The sequence below is a fragment of the Stenotrophomonas sp. GD03654 genome, from assembly GCF_029845105.1.
GTDB classification, from domain to species: domain Bacteria; phylum Pseudomonadota; class Gammaproteobacteria; order Xanthomonadales; family Xanthomonadaceae; genus Stenotrophomonas; species Stenotrophomonas africana.
Genome location: NZ_JAOCLC010000092.1, coordinates 1 through 15,263, shown reverse-complemented (window position 1 = coordinate 15,263; position 15,263 = coordinate 1). Strand labels below are relative to the sequence as shown.

Annotated in this window: 14 protein-coding genes and 2 riboswitches; of the genes, 10 read left to right on the top strand and 4 right to left on the bottom strand. The window is 67.6% G+C overall.

From position 1 onward, the window contains the following. Positions 1-52: 52 nt before the first annotated feature. On the top strand, positions 53-1,126 hold the full coding sequence (locus tag N5J73_RS22120; RefSeq protein WP_049449006.1) for a 3-deoxy-7-phosphoheptulonate synthase: 1,074 nt from the start codon (positions 53-55) through the stop codon (positions 1,124-1,126). Positions 1,127-1,294: 168 nt separating this feature from the next. On the opposite strand, the gene N5J73_RS22115 is transcribed toward N5J73_RS22120, so the two are convergent. Beyond that, positions 1,295-1,912 carry a trimeric intracellular cation channel family protein gene (locus tag N5J73_RS22115; RefSeq protein WP_049449008.1) on the bottom strand — a complete coding sequence of 206 codons (618 nt, stop codon included), beginning with the start codon at positions 1,910-1,912 and terminating at the stop codon, positions 1,295-1,297. Positions 1,913-1,996: 84 nt separating this feature from the next. Continuing rightward, a riboswitch (glycine riboswitch) is annotated at positions 1,997-2,100 on the bottom strand. A gap of 13 nt (positions 2,101-2,113) precedes the next feature. Further along, a riboswitch (glycine riboswitch) is annotated at positions 2,114-2,203 on the bottom strand. 40 nt (positions 2,204-2,243) lie between these two features. On the opposite strand from N5J73_RS22115, the gene N5J73_RS22110 reads away from it, so the two are divergent. Both N5J73_RS22110 and N5J73_RS22105 read left to right on the top strand, forming a co-directional pair. Next, the gene (locus tag N5J73_RS22110; protein ID WP_049449010.1) at positions 2,244-2,519 is read left to right on the top strand and encodes a GIY-YIG nuclease family protein; all 276 of its coding nucleotides are present in this window, start codon (positions 2,244-2,246) and stop codon (positions 2,517-2,519) included. Positions 2,520-2,666: 147 nt separating this feature from the next. Then, positions 2,667-3,098 (top strand): nuclear transport factor 2 family protein, encoded by a 432-nt coding sequence (locus N5J73_RS22105; RefSeq protein ID WP_049449011.1) that lies wholly within the window; start codon positions 2,667-2,669, stop codon positions 3,096-3,098. 83 nt (positions 3,099-3,181) lie between these two features. Here the strand turns inward: N5J73_RS22105 and N5J73_RS22100 are convergent, their stop codons facing one another. Continuing rightward, positions 3,182-4,462, bottom strand: a complete 1,281-nt coding sequence (locus tag N5J73_RS22100) for an NAD(P)/FAD-dependent oxidoreductase (protein WP_049449012.1) — start codon at positions 4,460-4,462, stop codon at positions 3,182-3,184. A 123-nt stretch (positions 4,463-4,585) separates the two neighbouring features. Between N5J73_RS22100 and N5J73_RS22095 the strand changes: the two genes are divergently transcribed. Beyond that, positions 4,586-5,365, top strand: coding sequence for an NYN domain-containing protein (locus N5J73_RS22095; protein ID WP_010481148.1), 780 nt, complete (start codon positions 4,586-4,588; stop codon positions 5,363-5,365). A gap of 114 nt (positions 5,366-5,479) precedes the next feature. Continuing rightward, positions 5,480-6,100: a glutathione S-transferase gene (locus N5J73_RS22090; RefSeq protein ID WP_032129683.1), complete on the top strand. Its 621-nt coding sequence runs from the start codon at positions 5,480-5,482 to the stop codon at positions 6,098-6,100. A gap of 89 nt (positions 6,101-6,189) precedes the next feature. Here the strand turns inward: N5J73_RS22090 and N5J73_RS22085 are convergent, their stop codons facing one another. Next, complete coding sequence (locus N5J73_RS22085; RefSeq protein ID WP_049449112.1) at positions 6,190-8,367, bottom strand: primosomal protein N'; 2,178 nt, start codon at positions 8,365-8,367, stop codon at positions 6,190-6,192. Between the two features lie 412 nt (positions 8,368-8,779). Between N5J73_RS22085 and N5J73_RS22080 the strand changes: the two genes are divergently transcribed. From N5J73_RS22080 to sppA, 4 genes are all read left to right on the top strand, one after another. Further along, positions 8,780-9,784 carry a membrane protein gene (locus N5J73_RS22080; RefSeq protein ID WP_049449014.1) on the top strand — a complete coding sequence of 335 codons (1,005 nt, stop codon included), beginning with the start codon at positions 8,780-8,782 and terminating at the stop codon, positions 9,782-9,784. Beyond that, a complete protein-coding gene (locus tag N5J73_RS22075) occupies positions 9,777-10,361 on the top strand; it encodes a DUF3106 domain-containing protein (protein ID WP_049449016.1) in 585 nt (194 codons plus the stop codon). The genes N5J73_RS22080 and N5J73_RS22075 overlap by 8 nt, the downstream gene beginning before the upstream one ends. A 297-nt stretch (positions 10,362-10,658) precedes the next feature. Further along, entirely contained in the window at positions 10,659-12,023 is a 1,365-nt protein-coding gene (locus tag N5J73_RS22070) for an MATE family efflux transporter (RefSeq protein ID WP_049449018.1), read from the top strand. 116 nt (positions 12,024-12,139) lie between these two features. Further along, on the top strand, positions 12,140-14,062 hold the full coding sequence (gene sppA, locus N5J73_RS22065; RefSeq protein WP_049449020.1) for a signal peptide peptidase SppA: 1,923 nt from the start codon (positions 12,140-12,142) through the stop codon (positions 14,060-14,062). 98 nt (positions 14,063-14,160) lie between these two features. Here the strand turns inward: sppA and N5J73_RS22060 are convergent, their stop codons facing one another. Beyond that, a complete protein-coding gene (locus N5J73_RS22060; protein ID WP_049449022.1) occupies positions 14,161-14,373 on the bottom strand; it encodes a hypothetical protein in 213 nt (70 codons plus the stop codon). A 111-nt stretch (positions 14,374-14,484) separates the two neighbouring features. Here N5J73_RS22060 and N5J73_RS22055 point away from each other — a divergent pair, with 111 nt between their 5' ends. Next, the gene (locus N5J73_RS22055; RefSeq protein ID WP_049449024.1) at positions 14,485-15,261 is read left to right on the top strand and encodes an SDR family oxidoreductase; all 777 of its coding nucleotides are present in this window, start codon (positions 14,485-14,487) and stop codon (positions 15,259-15,261) included. Positions 15,262-15,263: the final 2 nt, after the last annotated feature.

The following is a 15,263-nucleotide window of genomic DNA, read 5'->3' as shown; positions in this document are numbered from 1 at the left end:
TTTTTTCATGCCGCCACGCTGGGGACCCCCAACGTTCCGGAGATCTCCCGCAATGCCCCCGCACACCGACGACCTGCGCATCCGCACCATCGAACCGCTGACACCGCCTGCCCAGCTGCTGGCGATGCTGCCCTGTGACGATGAAGCCTCCGACACCGTCAGCGCCTCGCGCGCGGCCCTGCACCAGATCCTGCACGGCCGCGACGACCGCCTGGCAGTGGTGGTCGGCCCGTGCTCGATCCATGACCCGAAGGCCGCCATCGAGTACGCCCAGCGCCTGAAGCCGCTGCGCGATGCGCTGGCCGGCGAACTGGAAATCGTCATGCGCGTGTACTTCGAGAAGCCGCGCACCACGGTGGGCTGGAAGGGCCTGATCAACGACCCGGACCTGGATGGCAGCTTCAGGATCGACAAGGGCCTGCGCATTGCCCGTGGCCTGCTGCGCGACATCAACAAGCTCGGCCTGCCGGCCGGTGTCGAGTTCCTCGACGTGATCTCGCCGCAGTACATCGCCGATCTGGTGGCCTGGGGCGCGATCGGAGCACGCACCACCGAAAGCCAGGTGCATCGTGAGCTGGCCTCGGGCCTGTCGTGCCCGGTCGGCTTCAAGAACGGCACCGATGGCAACGTGAAGATCGCCGCCGACGCGGTGGGTGCGGCGTCCAATCCGCATCACTTCCTGTCGGTTACCAAGCAGGGCGGCACCGCCATCGTGTCGACCACCGGCAACCCGGACTGTCATGTGATCCTGCGCGGCGGCAAGCAGCCGAACTACGACGCCGGCAGTGTTGCCGAGGCCTGCCAGGTGTTGGCCAAGGCCAAGCTGCCGACGCGCCTGATGATCGACGCCAGTCATGCCAACAGCCTGAAGAACCCGGAGAACCAGCCGAAGGTGATCGACGACATCGCCGTTCAGCTGGAAGACGGCGAACAGCGCATCGTTGGCGTGATGATCGAGAGCCATCTGGTCGGTGGCCGCCAGGAACTGGTGGAAGGCCAGCCGCTGGTCTACGGGCAGAGCATCACCGACGGCTGCATCGACTGGGACACCACCGTGACGGTGCTGGAGCGACTGGCCGCGGCCGTGCGCGCCCGTCGCGACGTAAAGGTGTCCGAAGCCGCTTGAGTGCGGCACGTGTGTGGATGGCGGCCAGCGCCTGCGGGGGTGCGGCCGCGATCAGGGCCGGTCGGAGTTGGAGAGCGGCCCATCTGCACCGGCGATGCGCCTGGCGCTGCGCATGAGCGACAGCGCCAGGTACATCGCCGGGGTGGTGCGGATTGCGCCGCGCGAACCTCAATGCACTTCGTCGTGATAGACGAACTTCGGCATTTCCCAGCGGTAGTGGATCGCCAGCAGGCGCAGCGCGAAGCCGCCGCCCAGGCAGCACAGGATCGCGGTGGCGTCGGCCACGCCCCAGTGCAGCAGCAACAGGTACGCCGCGCCGGTCAGCAGCGCGATGATCGCGTAGAGCTCCTTCTGGAAGATCAGCGGCACCTCGTTGCAGAGGATGTCGCGCAGCACGCCGCCGAACGCGCCGGTCAGCATGCCGGCGATCAGCACGATCGGCATTGCATGGCCGGCCTCGCGCGCGATCGAGCAGCCGATCAGGGTGAAGGCGATCAGGCCCAGCCCGTCGAGCGCCAGAAAGGTGCGCCGGAAGTGGTGCATCCAGCGTGCGACCCAGGTGGCGATCAGCGCCGCGCACACGGTGAAGCCGAGGTACTCGGGATGTTTGACCCAGCCCAGCGGATAGTGGCCAAGCAGGATGTCGCGCAGTGAACCACCACCGAGGGCGGTGACGCAGGCGATCATGACCACGCCGAACAGGTCCATGCGGCGGCGGCCGGCAGAAAGTGCGCCGGTCATGGCTTCGGCGGAAATGGCGATCAGGTAGATGACGGACAGCAGCATGGGACAGGCTCCGGGCGCGGTGGGACCGGCCATGCGCGCATACCGCCATTGCCTGCGCAATGACGGGATGACGATGACCGGTGCCGCTCCCGCTGTCCTTTTGCCTGAGAGTTCAGCGGCATGGGCCGCGTGCCCCTTCGGCGGATCGTCCCGGGCGTGCCCGTTGACCTCTCTCCAGCTCGGCGAGTCGAATGCATGGTTGGTGGGATTCCAGCCCACCGGCCTGAGCGATCATGGGAGCCTGCGCCTTCGGCGGGCGCCAGCGCGGCGCCTCTCTCCTGCATTCGGGCGCCAGTATATCCGCTGCAGTGCAGCACGGCATAATCCGGGCATGGCCCCGTCCCTCCGCCCGTGGTTCCTGTACCTGCTCGAATGCCGCGACGGCAGCTTTTACGCCGGCATCAGCACTGATGTGGAGGCGCGTTTCGCCGCCCACCAGGCGGGCAAGGGCGCGCGCTACACCCGGGCAAGGCCGCCGCTGCGCGTGCTGGCCGTGCGCGAGTACCCGGACCGGGCCGCCGCCTCGCGGGCCGAATGGCAGCTCAAGCAGCAGCCGCGCGAACGCAAGCTGGCCTGGCTGCAGGCGTCGGATCCTGCGCTTCTGTAGAGCCGAGCCCACGCTCGGCTGTTGTTGCTGCTGCCTGATGGTGAAGCCGAGCATGGGCTCGGCTCTACAGTAGATCCACGCCATGCGTGGATGGGCGCTTCCAGCCATGCCATGATCGCCCCGCGGCCCTCAGCGCTGGAGACCCGGATGTCCACGATCGCCCTGCTGTTCGCTCTCTCCGCAGCAACGAGCCCCGCCGCCGACCCGGCCACCCTCGCGGCCATCGAAGCCACCTGCCACGACTACATCGATGGCCAGCTGGAGGCCGATCCGCAGCGCGTCGCCCGCTCTCTGCACCCGGACCTGGCCAAGCGCGCGGTCCTCGGCGATACGCCCGACGAACGCCTGGGCCTGCGCCGCATGTCGAAGGAAGAACTGGTCTCGCTGACGAAGCAGGGCGCGCTGAAAACTCCGAAGGATCAGTGGGACCGCCGCTGTACGGTGCTGGACGTGACCGGCAACGCCGCCTCGGTACGGCTGGAAACCCCATGGTTCGTCGACTACTTCCACATGGGGCAATTCGACCAGCGCTGGGTCATCGTCAACGCGCTGTGGTACCCGAAACCGAAGGCGCCGTAGAGCCAAGCCCATGCTCGGCTTCTGCCAATCCGCGCGAAGTGCAGCCGGGCATGGCTCGGCTCCACAGGAACATGCGTGCAGCCCTACCGCCTCGGCCGACGGTCTTCCTGGTCATCACCGAAGATGATGCGCGCGCTGCGCTGGTAGCTCCAGTACGCCACGGCCCAGTTCAGCAGCACCACGATGCGGTTGCGGAAACCGATCAGGAAGAACACGTGCGCGGCCAGCCAGAACCACCAGGCCAGCACGCCGGACAGCTGCAGCTTGCCCAGGTGCACGATCGCGGCCATGCGGCCGATGGTGGCCAGGTTGCCGAAGTCGGCGTACTTGAACGGACCGGGCTCGGTCTTGCCGTGCAGGCGCGCGCGGATCACCTCGGCCACGTACTTGCCCATCTGCTTGGCGGCAGGGGCAACGCCAGGCACCGGCTTGCCGTTGGCCTGGTTCAGCGCGGCCAGATCGCCGGCCACGAACAGTTCCGGGTGGCCAGGCAGGGTGAGGTCGGGTTGCACCTGCACGCGTCCGGCGCGGTCCAGCGGCACGTCCAGCGTGCGCGCCAGCGGTGAAGCGGCCACACCGGCGGCCCACACCACCGTGCGTGCCGGCACGAACTGATCGCCGAGCCTGAAGCCCTGGCTGTCGATGTCGCTCACCGGGGTGCCGGTCAGCACTTCCACGCCCAGTTTTTCCAGTTGCCGGCGCGCCTTCAACGAAAGCACTTCCGGGAACGAAGACAGTACGCGCGGCCCGGCCTCGACCAGCCGCACTTTCGCACTGGCCGGATCAATGTGGCGGAACTCATTGCGCAGCGTATGGCGCGCGATCTCGGCCAGGGTGCCCGCCAGTTCGACGCCGGTAGGTCCACCGCCAACCACGGCGAAGCTCAGCCATGCGGCCTTCTTCTCAGGGTCCGGTTCCGCCTCGGCGCGTTCGAACGCCAGCAGCAGCTTGCGGCGCAGCGCAATGGCATCGTCCAGTGTCTTCAGGCCAGGCGCATCATCGGCCCATTGGTCGTTGCCGAAATAGGCGTGGGTGGCGCCGGTGGCCAGCAGCAGGCTGTCGTAGTCCAGCGTACTGCCATCGGCCATGCGGATCTGCCGGGCCTGCTTGTCGATGGTCACCACTTCGCCGAGGCGGACTTCCACATTGCGCTGGTGGCCGAGGATGTGGCGCAGCGGTGCGGCGATATCCGGAGCGGACAGACCGGCGGTGGCCACCTGGTACAGCAGCGGCTGGAACAGGTGATGGTTGCGGCGGTCGACCAGGGTGATGCGTATGCGCTCGCGGGCCAGGGCACGGGTGGCCCAGAGGCCGGCAAAACCGCCGCCGACAACAACCAGGTGGGGAACGCGCTCGCGACTCATCGACTCACTCCAGTGGGGGCATTGGGGGAAGCGCCTGGCATCTTCGCATGATGGCCCCCTGTCACGTCAGCGCCCGTGTGGATCGGCGATACTCGGGTTCAGGCAACCGCCCGCGAGGAATCCATGAGCGAACCGGAAAAGCGCATCGCCCTGTTGATCGACGCCGACAATGCGCCGGCCTCGAAGATCGACGAGGTCCTGGCCGAAGTCGCCCGCTACGGCGTGGCGAACGTACGCCGCGCCTATGGCAACTGGAAGAGCCCGCGGTTGAAGGGCTGGGAGGCGGTTCTGCACGAATATGCGATCCGCCCGATCCAGCAGTTCGCCTACAGCAAGGGCAAGAATGCCTCGGACATGGCGATGGTGATCGACGCCATGGACCTGCTGTACGCGCGCAATCTCGATGGCTTCGCCATCGTGTCCAGCGATGCCGATTTCACCCCCATGGTGATGCGCCTGCTGACCGATGGCGTGAAGGTGTATGGCTTCGGCGAGAAGAAAACCCCGGAGCCGTTCGTCAACGCGTGCTCGAAGTTCACCTACCTGGAAGCGCTGGGCCAGACCCATGCCAGCGTGCCGGATACCGAACAGGCTTCCAGCGAACAGGCCTCGAACGAGCCTGTTGCCAACGACGATGCCCGGCCACGCAAGAGCGGTGCGGAAATGCGTAGCGATACCCGGCTGGTGAAGATGCTGCGCCGCGCGGTGTCCTCGGCCGAGGGCGAGGATGGCTGGTCGCATCTTGGGCCCGTGGGTAGCCAGATCGGCAACCAGGCGTCGTTCGATCCGCGCAACTACGGTTACGGCAAGCTCAGTGACCTGCTGGCCGCGATCGGTCTGTTCGAGCTGAAGAAGGACGGCAAGTCATCCTACGTGCGCGCGCTGCCGAAAAAGAACCGGTAGTGCCGGCCGCTGGCCGGCAATGCCCGGATGCCAGATCCGGCATGCGGCACGTACACACCCCACCCGATCAGGCGTATCGTTGCCGCTCGCATTGCCAGCAAGGAAAAAACCCGCATGTTGAAGATCTGGGGCCGCCGCAATTCCAGTAACGTCCGCAAGGTGCTGTGGTGCGCCGAGGAAATTGGCCTGCCGTACGAATCCATCGAGGTTGGTGGCAGCCATGGCGGCACGCAGACGCCGGAGTACCTGGCGATGAATCCCAACAGCCTGGTGCCGGTGATCGAAGACCACGGCCTGCCGCTGTGGGAGTCGAATGCCATCGTGCGTTACCTGAGCGCACGCTACGCGCTGGGCACGCTGTACGCCGAAGACCCGATGGAACGTGCCCAGGCCGAGAAGTGGATGGACTGGAGTACCTCGCGGATGGCGCCGCTGTACACCGACCTGATCTGGGGCATCATGCGCACCGCCCCGGCCGACCGTGACGAAGCGCGGATCAATGCCGCCATCGTGCGCGCCGGCGACTATCTGGCGATGGCCGATGCCACGCTGGCCAGGCAGCCGTGGCTGTCGGGCGAGACATTCGCGATGGGTGACATTCCGCTGGGCTCGCTGATCTATGCCTGGTTCGAACTGCCGATCCAGCGCCCGGAACTGCCGCACCTGGCCGACTGGTACGCGCGCCTGCGCGAGCGGCCGGCCTACCAGCGCGGCGTGATGTCGCCGCTGACGTAAGCGGCAGGGCCGTTGGTAGAGTCGAGCTTGCTCGACTGCTCCTGCATGAGGCAGTCGAGCAAGCTCGACTCTACGCAGCACCGACCGGATCAATACAGGTCCGTCGGATCCACATCCAGCGACCAGCGCACCTTGCGTGCTTCCGGCAGCGCGTATAGCTGCGGTACCAACTGCGAAAGCACCCCATGCAACGGCGGCCGCTGCAACGCCGACAGCAGCAGCTGGGTGCGCTGGTAGCCGGCACGCCGCGGCATCGGCGCCGGCATCGGCCCATAGGCCTCGACTACATTCTGTTCCCCCAGCAGTTGCCGCGCCGCCAGCAGGAACGCATTGGCATGCTCCACCTGCTGTGCCTCGGCGCGCATCAGCGCCAGATGCGCGAAGGGCGGGAATCCGGCGGCCTGGCGCTGGTTCAACTCGGCCTGCGCGAACGGGTGGTAGCCACCGCTCACCAGGGTTTCCAGCAGCGGGTGCCCGGGATGATGGGTCTGCAGCCAGACCTCACCAGGATCACGTGCACGTCCCGCGCGTCCTGCGACCTGGATCAGCTGCTGCGCCAGTTTTTCGCTGGCGCGGAAGTCGGCCGAGAACAGGCCCTCATCGATGCCAACCACCACCACCAGGGTCAGCTTGGGCAGGTCGTGGCCTTTGGCCAGGATCTGCGTGCCGACCAGGATGCCGGGCTGGTCGCCCAGTTTCGCCAGCTGCTGTTCCAGCGCGTCACGTCGCGACGTGGTGCCGCGGTCGATGCGCACCACCGGGAAATCTGCGAAGGCACTGACCAGATGTTCTTCCAGTCGTTCGGTGCCGATACCCTGCGGCTGCAGCGCAAGGCTGCCACAGGCCGGGCAGGCCAACGGTGCCGGTTGCCGCGCGCCGCAGTGATGGCACTGCAGGCGACGGCCGCCGCCATGCACGGTCATCGGTGCATCGCAGCGGTTGCACGGTGCGGTCCAGCCACAGTCGTGGCACAGCAGCACCGGCGCGTAACCGCGGCGGTTCTTGAACACCAGCACCTGCTGGCCACGCTGCAGGTGTTCGCCGATACCGGCCAGCACGTCGGCCGAAAGGCCATCGTGCAGCGGCCGCTTGCGCACATCGAGGATGCGCACGCGTGGCGGCCGTGCATCACCGGCACGCTGCTTCAGGCGCAGGTGGGTGTAGCGCCCGGCATAGGCGTTGTGCAGCGTTTCCAGCGAAGGGGTAGCACTGCCGAGCAGCACCGGGATGCCGAGTGCCTTGGCGCGCACCAGAGCGAAATCGCGCGCGTGATAGCGGATGCCGTCCTGCTGCTTGTAGCTGCCGTCGTGTTCCTCGTCGACGATCAGCAGGCCGGCTTGCGGCAATGGCGTGAACACCGCCGAGCGGGTGCCGACGATGACCCGTGCCTCGCCACGTGAGGCCGCCGCCCAGACGCGCGCGCGCTCGTTGTCATTCAACCCCGAGTGCAGTGCATGTACGGCGATGCCGAGGCGGCCACGGAAGCGTGCCAGGGTCTGCGGGGTCAGGCCGATTTCCGGCACCAGCACCAGCGCCTGCTTGCCTTGGGCCAGGCAGTGGATGATGGCCTGCAGGTAGACCTCGGTCTTGCCGCTGCCGGTCACGCCATCCAGCAGGAAGGGCTGGAAGCCTTCGGCGGCGTTGATCGCGGCCACCGCCTCGGCCTGGTCCGGGTTGAGCGTTGGTCCGGACAGTGGCTGCGCATGTTGCGGTGCCACCGTCAGCGCCACGCGCTCGGCCAGATCACGCTTGGCCAGGCTGCGAGCGGCGGTGCGCCAGTCCTGCATGCGTTCGCCCAGCACATCCTCATCCACCACGGCCTCGGCCAGCAGTTCGGCCAACTGCCGCGGGCGGCTGCCGGCGCGCAGCTTCCCGCGCTGCAGGCGCCCTTCGGCGGTCAGCTGCCAGCCCCAGTGGTGGGTGTCGGGCAGGGTCTCGCCATGGCGCAGCGGGCCGGGCAGGGCGGTGCTCAGCACCTCGCCGAGAGGGGCATGGGTGTAGCGCGCCAGCCACTGCAGGCTCTGCCACAGCTCACCCTGCAGCAGCGGCTGCGGATCGCACCAGGCCAGCGCCTGGCGCAGGCCCTGACCGTCGTCGGCCTGGCCGTGGCCGACCACCACGCCGACCAGTTCGCGGTTGCCGAACGGCACCTTCACACGGCAGCCGACCGCCGCCGTGGGGGCCTCGCCCTCCGGCGACAGGTAGTCGAACAGGCGGGGCAGGGGGACGGGGAGGGCGACCTGCAGGGTCGGAATCGGTGAAAGCATCGGGCCAGTGTAACGGCCCATGCGCGCGCGAATGGCAGGAGCGGGCGTGGCCGGGCGATGCCCGTTGAAGCATAAATGTCACCTAAATATCGGAGTCCATTGGAGATTCAGTCTTATCCACATGTTCTGTGGATAACGTTGTGTGTTAACCGCCAGCGGAAACGCAGAAGGCCGATAGCGACGGCCTCATGCTCGGGTTGGTCAAAAAATAGCCACATGGTAAAAGTCTTCAAAATCAACAATTTAAGTGTGAAACAAAGCTGAAACAGAGTGAATTCAGCTGGATGCCCCAGTTTTCCGCAGTCGGGTCTTGGTGCTGTGCACAACCTGCAGCACGAAGTGCCTGCTGACGCAAGTCCTACGGGCGCCGATGGCCTGCCGCTATCATGCGGGCAGACCTTTGGAGTGACCGATGACGGCTGTGCCCGCCCCTGTTTCCTCGACCGCGGCCGGCGCGCTGTCGGCGTTCCTGCGAGGCGTTGAACGCCGCGCCCTGGTGGTGGCTGAACTGCAGTGCGGCGATGCTGCCCGCGCCGAGCAGACCCTGGTGGCGGTGATGCGCGCGTTTGCGGCAGTCGCCAGTGACCTGCCGATGGCGCAGTGGCCGACCCGCTTCTGGACCCTGCTGGGCCAGCGTCAGGTAATGCGCGAACCGGTGGGCGGTCAGTGGGCGCCGCCGTTGGCTGCGCTGGGCGAGATGGGATCGCTGCCGCGCCTGGCGCTGCTGCTGCGTGTGGGCGGCAGCCTGGATGAAGGCATCGCGATGCGCGTGCTCGACCAGGATGAGGCCGGCTACCAGCAACTGCTGGCCGACGCCTGCCCGCGCGATGTGCACGGCCAGCCCGATGCCTCGGCTTGGCGCCAGCTGGCCGAACAGGTGCAGGCGCGTATCCGCGACCTGCCGGCCAAGCGCCTGCAGCAGCTGCAGCAACCCGCCGCGCCGGCTGCCAACAATGAAACCCCGACCGCCAGCTGGCGTGCACCACAGCGCGATGAGCGTGCGCCCGCCAGCGGCAAGCGCCGTCGTGCGAATGCCAAGCCGCGCTGGCGCGGCCCACTGATCCTGCTGGTCACGGTGGCGGTACTGCTGGCCGCCGCGCTGGGCTGGCGCTACTGGCAGGGGCATTCGTTCGGCAGCGATGCCCCGTTGCCGGAAGGCGTGGTGGGTGAAGCGGGGCCGGTCACGGTGGAAGCACTGCCGCCAAGCAAGGTCAACGCCACGCCGGACGCGACCCCTGCGCAGGCCGCGGACGACGCCACGATGCTGGCCGACCGCGATTATCCGCTGGTGGCCGATGCCGATCTGTATGCGTGGACGGCGGCCGGTGGCCCACTGCCGGTGGACGAATCGCAATCCAAGCCGAGCCGGCCCGAGCCGGCCAGCGCCACGCTGGAAACCGCTGCTGCCGATGAATAAGACCCTGTTCGCCAGCCTGCTGCTGGCCCTGCCGTTGTCGCTTTCCGCCGCGCCGCAGACCTTGAACGTACCGCTGCCGCCGCCAGTGCCGGGGAGTTCGCCGGCGGCCCCGGTCCCGGCCCCCACAAGCACGACGCCGGCTGCGTTTACCCAGCTCGATGCCCCGCAGCAGCGCCAGCGTCGCGCCGACTACGCGGCCTGGCGCGCCCTGCCCGAGAGCGAACGCGAGCGGATCCGTCAGGCCGCTGCGCGATTCAACGCGCTGCCGGCCGAGCAGCAGCAACGGCTGCGTCAGCAGTTCCAGGCGCAGGACCAGGCATTCCGCGAAGGCTGGCGGCTGGGCCCGCAGCTGGGCCTGGAATTCCCCAAGCTGCACGGCCTGTTCGGCTTCGTGCCGCCGGAACAGCGCGAGGCCGCGCTGGCCGTGCTGCGCCAGCTCAGCCCGGCGCAGCTGGCCCAGCTCACCCTGGTCGCGCAACGCACACCACCGCAGGAACGCGACACCGTGCGCAGCGCGTTCCTCGCCGTGCCGCCCGCCGAGCGCGACACCTGGCTCAAGCGCCAGGCGGGGCAGTAAACCGGAAGGCGTAGCGTCCAGGGGTAACGTCGACGGGGTAGCGTCGACTGTTGGTCGACTGCTCTTCATACAGAACCGCGAAAACCTCGCGCTGCGCGCGGAAGTCGACTGACAGTCGACTCTACAGGGCGGGCGTTTTCCCCCGGTAACGCGATCGCAACGCGTGATGCCGGGGCCCGCTGAAACCCAGCATTCACGCCATGTCATGGGAATGCGCGCGCCGCACGCGTAAGATGGCGGCCCGCAACCCGGTGCCTGTGCCCTTCGCGCGCAACCGCAGTTCGCGTCAAGCACCTTATGTCTACTGCAACCTCCACGCCGCGCTTCAGCAAGGAAGTCGGCGCCACCGGTCTGCTCGCCCTGCCGCTTGTGCTCGGGCATGTGTCCACCGGTCTGATCTCCTTCGTCGACAACGTCATTGCCGGCCACCATGCCACCGCGACCCTGGCCGCGGTGACCATCGGCACGGCGCTGTTGTGGCTGCCGATGCTGATCCCGATCGGCACCCTGATCTCGCTCACCGCTTCGGTGTCGCAGCTGCATGGCGCCGGCCGCGAGCGCGAGATCGGCCCGCTGTTCCGCCAGGCACTGTGGCTGGCGTTGGGCCTTGGCCTGATCATGTTCACCTTCCTCACCGTGGTGCCGCCGCTGCTGCCGGCATTCGGCATCGCACCGGACATCGTGCCGGGGGCGACCGCGTTCCTGCATGCGGTGCGTTGGGGCGGCCCGGCGCTGACCCTGTACTTCTGCATGCGCTATCTGAGCGAGGGCATGCACTGGACGCTGCCGACCATGCTGCTCGGCTTCGGCGGCCTGCTGGTGCTGGCGCCGATGGGCTACGTGCTGGCCAACGGCAAGCTGGGCTTCCCGGAAATGGGTGCCGAGGGCCTGGGCATCGCCTCGGCGGTGATGATGTGGCTGCAGGCGATCGCCTTCGCCACCTACCTGTGGTTCACCAAGCGCTTCGCCCACCTGCAGCTGTTCTCGCACTTCGAAGGACCGCGCTGGTCGGCGATCTGGGATCTGCTGCGCACCGGCCTGCCGATCGGCATTACCGTGCTGATGGAGGGCGGCCTGTTCATCGTCACCGCGCTGCTGATCGGGCGCCTCGGTGCCAACGAAGCGGCCGCGCACCAGATCGCGATCAACGTCGCCCAGCTGTGCTTCATGATTCCGATGGGCGTGGCCGAGGCCACCACCGTGCGCGTCGGCCATGCGGTCGGCCGTGGCGATGGCTTCGGTGTACGGCGTGCGGCCTGGGCCGGCTACGCGATCATCATGGGCACGCAGACGCTCTCGGCGGCGGTACTGCTGTTCGGCCACGATGCCATCGTCGGTGTCTACACCAACGACCTGGCGGTGGCCGGCCTGGCCTCGACCCTGCTGCTGTACGCGGCCACCTTCCAGTTCCCGGATGGCATCCAGGTGCTGTCGGCCGGCGCGCTGCGCGGCCTGAAGGACACCCGGGTGCCAATGTTCATCGCCATGTTCGCGTACTGGGGCCTGGGCATGCCGCTCGGCGCCGGGCTCGGCCTGGGGTTGGGCATGGGCCCGCAGGGCATGTGGATCGGCCTGATCGTCGGCCTGACCGCCGCCGCCATCCTGATGGGCTGGCGCCTGCGCCGCAGCAGCCTGCGCGTCGGCCAGTCGATGTTGTCCTGATCCGTCCCGCCCGCCATGCCGACCCATGGCGGGCGATCCCCTGACTTGTGTCCGATGCTGCATCACGCGGCACCGGCTATGCTGGCACCACGGCAAGAAGCCATCCGGAGCGTTCCATGAATCAACCCGTGCCCCCGCTGCCCCCGGCGCGTCGCAACCCCGTCGCCAGTTTCTTCATCGGGCTGTGGGACGTCATGAACTTCACCCGCAGGTTGATCCTCAACCTGGTGTTCTTCGGCCTGCTGTTCCTGCTGCTGGTGATGTTCGTCATCGCTGCCGGCATGGGCGCCGGTGCCAGCAAGTCGCTGCAGGACCGCACCACCCTGGTGATCGCACCGGAAGGCCGCCTGGTCGAGCAGTTCAGTGCCGATCCGGTCAGCCGCGCGCTGGCCAAGGCGGTAGGTGACAACGGCGCCGAAGAGATACAGCTGCGTGACCTGCTGCGGGTGATCGAGTCGGCCAAGGAAGACAAGAAGATCGAGCGCGTGGTGCTGGAGCTGGACAAGCTGCAGCCGTCCGGCTTCGCCTCGCTGCGTGAAGTGGCCGCCGCGCTGCAGGATCTGCGCGCCTCCGGCAAGCAGCTGGTGGCCTACAGCGAGAGCATGGGCCAGTCGCAGTACCTGCTGGCCGCGCAGGCCGACGAGGTCTACCTGGACCCGATGGGTTCGGTCGTGCTCGAAGGCCTGGGCCGCTATCGCCAGTACTTCCGCACCGGCCTGCAGGACAAGCTGGGCGTGGACGTGCACCTGTTCAAGGTGGGCGAGTACAAGTCCGCGGCCGAGCCGTACGTGCTCGACGCTGCGTCGCCGGCCTCCAAGGAAGCCGACCTGTTCTGGATGAACGACGTGTGGCAGCGCTACCTGGGCGACATCGCCAAGGCCCGTCGCCTGGACCCGGCACAGCTGGCCGCCGGCATCGACACGCTGCCGGAAGGCATCGCCGCCGCCGGTGGCGACCTGGCCAAGTTCGCCCTGCAGCAGAAGCTGGTGACGTCACTGAAGACCCGCGAGGAATTCGAGGATCTGATGATCGAGCGCGGCGTGGCTGATGACGATGCCGACGGTGGTTTCCGCAACGTCGACTTCGGCACCTACCTGGGCCAGCTCGATGCGCGCCGCAACCCGGTCGACAACCGTCCGCAGGTAGCGGTGGTGGTGGCCGCCGGCGAAATCAGCGGCGGCGATCTCCCGGCCGGCCGCATCGGTGGCGAATCGACCTCGGCGCTGCTGCGTGCCGCGCGTGACGACGAGAACGTGAAGTCGGTGGTGCTGCGCGTCAATTCGCCGGGTGGTGAAGTGTTCGCCTCCGAGCAGATCCGTCGCGAAGTGGTGGCCCTGCAGGCCGCCGGCAAGCCGGTGGTGGTGTCGATGGGCGACCTGGCGGCCTCCGGTGGCTACTGGATCAGCATGAATGCCGATCGCATCTATGCCGATCCGTCGACCATCACCGGTTCGATCGGCATCTTCGGCATGGTGCCGAACTTCAGCCGCGCGCTGGACAAGATCGGCGTGCATACCGATGGTGTCGGCACCACCCGTTTCGCGGGTGCCTTCGATGTCACCCGTCCGATGGATCCGGCGGTGGGCCAGGTCATCCAGACGGTGATCAACAAGGGATACGCCGACTTCACCGGTCGCGTCGCCGACGCCCGCAAGAAGCCGGTCGAGGCTGTCGACGAAGTGGCCCGTGGCCGCGTGTGGAGCGGTGCACAGGCCAAGGAACGTGGCCTGGTCGATGCCTTCGGTGGCCTGAAGGATGCCGTGGCCGACGCCGCCAGTCGCGCCAAGCTCGGCAAGGCCGATGCCTACCGCGTGCGCTACATCGAGAAGGCAGCCACGCCGTTCGCGCAGTTCGTCAGCGGGTTCGCTGGCAGCCGCGCCGGTGCCTGGATGCTGTCCGATTCGGGCATGGCGCGGATGATGCTGGCACGCACGATGCCGGAAGTGGACACTCAGTTGCGCTTCGTCGAGAACGCGGCCCGCGAAAAGGGCAATGGCGCACCGGTGAAGGCGTTGGCGTACTGCTTCTGCGGGTTCTGATCGGCAACGGCAACGAATGAAAACGCCCGGCCTTGGCCGGGCGTTTTCATTCATGGGGCCGGATCCCTCTGCAGCGAAAAGGGCTCTGACCCCACAGGTCACTGCGTCGCTTCGGCCTCGGCCTTGCGCTCACGCGCGGCGGCATCGTCCACGGTTTTCTGCACCCCCTTGGCGCGGTCCAGCGGCTCATGCATCGCGCGCGCCATCGCCTGAGGTGCCGGTGGCTTTTCCGGGTTCGGCGTCGGCGGCCGCTGGCAGCCCGCCAGCAGCAGGCTGGCCAGCACGGATGTGGACAGGATCAGGATGCGCATGGCGGCTCTCCGCGGTGGGCGTACGGGCAGTGTCGCATCTCCGGCAGGGCGCCGCCGTGAGCGCGTATCCTTGCGGCATCGAAATGCAGTGGGCACGGCCCCGGAGGACACATGACCCAGCAACGGTGGCGCCTGGACGGCCAGACGGCACTGATCACCGGCGCCAGCGCCGGCATCGGCCTGGCCATCGCGCATGAACTGGCGGGGCTCGGTGCCGACCTGATGATCGTTGGCCGCGATATCGACATGCTGGAGACCGCGCGCGACGAACTGCTGGATGTGTATCCGCAGATGCAGGTGAATGCGCTGGCCGCCGATGTTTCCGACGACGAGGACCGCCGCCAGATCCTGGACTGGGTGGAGGACTACAGCGATGGCCTGCACATCCTGGTCAACAATGCCGGCGGCAACGTCACCAAGGCGGCCACGGAGTACTCCGAGGACGAATGGCGGAAGATCTTCGAGACCAACCTGTTCTCGGCGTTCGAGCTGTCGCGCTACGCGCATCCGCTGCTGGCCCGCCACGCGTCGTCGTCCATCGTCAACGTCGGCAGCGTGTCCGGCCTGACCCACGTGCGCAGCGGTGTGGTCTACGGCATGACCAAGGCGGCGATGCATCAGATGACCCGCAACCTGGCAGTGGAGTGGGCCGAGGATGGCATCCGGGTCAATGCGGTGGCGCCGTGGTACATCCGCACGCGGCGCACGTCCGGCCCGTTGTCGGACCCGGATTACTACGAGGAAGTGATCAACCGCACGCCGATGCGCCGCATTGGCGAGCCGGAGGAAGTGGCCGCGGCCGTCGGCTTCCTGTGCCTGCCGGCGGCCAGCTATGTCACCGGCGAGTGCATCGCGGTGGATGGGGGTTTCCTGCGCTACGGGTTCTGATC

Bases quoted from the DNA above. Each gene is read 5' to 3' on its own strand.
- N5J73_RS22070 (WP_049449018.1), top strand. From the start codon at position 10,659: ATGTCTACTGCAACCTCCACGCCGCGCTTCAGCAAGGAAGTCGGCGCC.
- N5J73_RS22095 (WP_010481148.1), top strand. From the start codon at position 4,586: ATGAGCGAACCGGAAAAGCGCATCGCCCTGTTGATCGACGCCGACAAT.
- N5J73_RS22110 (WP_049449010.1), top strand. From the start codon at position 2,244: ATGGCCCCGTCCCTCCGCCCGTGGTTCCTGTACCTGCTCGAATGCCGC.
- N5J73_RS22105 (WP_049449011.1), top strand. From the start codon at position 2,667: ATGTCCACGATCGCCCTGCTGTTCGCTCTCTCCGCAGCAACGAGCCCC.
- N5J73_RS22115 (WP_049449008.1), bottom strand. From the start codon at position 1,912: ATGCTGCTGTCCGTCATCTACCTGATCGCCATTTCCGCCGAAGCCATG.
- N5J73_RS22090 (WP_032129683.1), top strand. From the start codon at position 5,480: ATGTTGAAGATCTGGGGCCGCCGCAATTCCAGTAACGTCCGCAAGGTG.
- N5J73_RS22075 (WP_049449016.1), top strand. From the start codon at position 9,777: ATGAATAAGACCCTGTTCGCCAGCCTGCTGCTGGCCCTGCCGTTGTCG.
- N5J73_RS22060 (WP_049449022.1), bottom strand. From the start codon at position 14,373: ATGCGCATCCTGATCCTGTCCACATCCGTGCTGGCCAGCCTGCTGCTG.
- N5J73_RS22055 (WP_049449024.1), top strand. From the start codon at position 14,485: ATGACCCAGCAACGGTGGCGCCTGGACGGCCAGACGGCACTGATCACC.
- N5J73_RS22100 (WP_049449012.1), bottom strand. From the start codon at position 4,462: ATGAGTCGCGAGCGCGTTCCCCACCTGGTTGTTGTCGGCGGCGGTTTT.
- N5J73_RS22080 (WP_049449014.1), top strand. From the start codon at position 8,780: ATGACGGCTGTGCCCGCCCCTGTTTCCTCGACCGCGGCCGGCGCGCTG.
- sppA (WP_049449020.1), top strand. From the start codon at position 12,140: ATGAATCAACCCGTGCCCCCGCTGCCCCCGGCGCGTCGCAACCCCGTC.
- N5J73_RS22120 (WP_049449006.1), top strand. From the start codon at position 53: ATGCCCCCGCACACCGACGACCTGCGCATCCGCACCATCGAACCGCTG.
- N5J73_RS22085 (WP_049449112.1), bottom strand. From the start codon at position 8,367: ATGCTTTCACCGATTCCGACCCTGCAGGTCGCCCTCCCCGTCCCCCTG.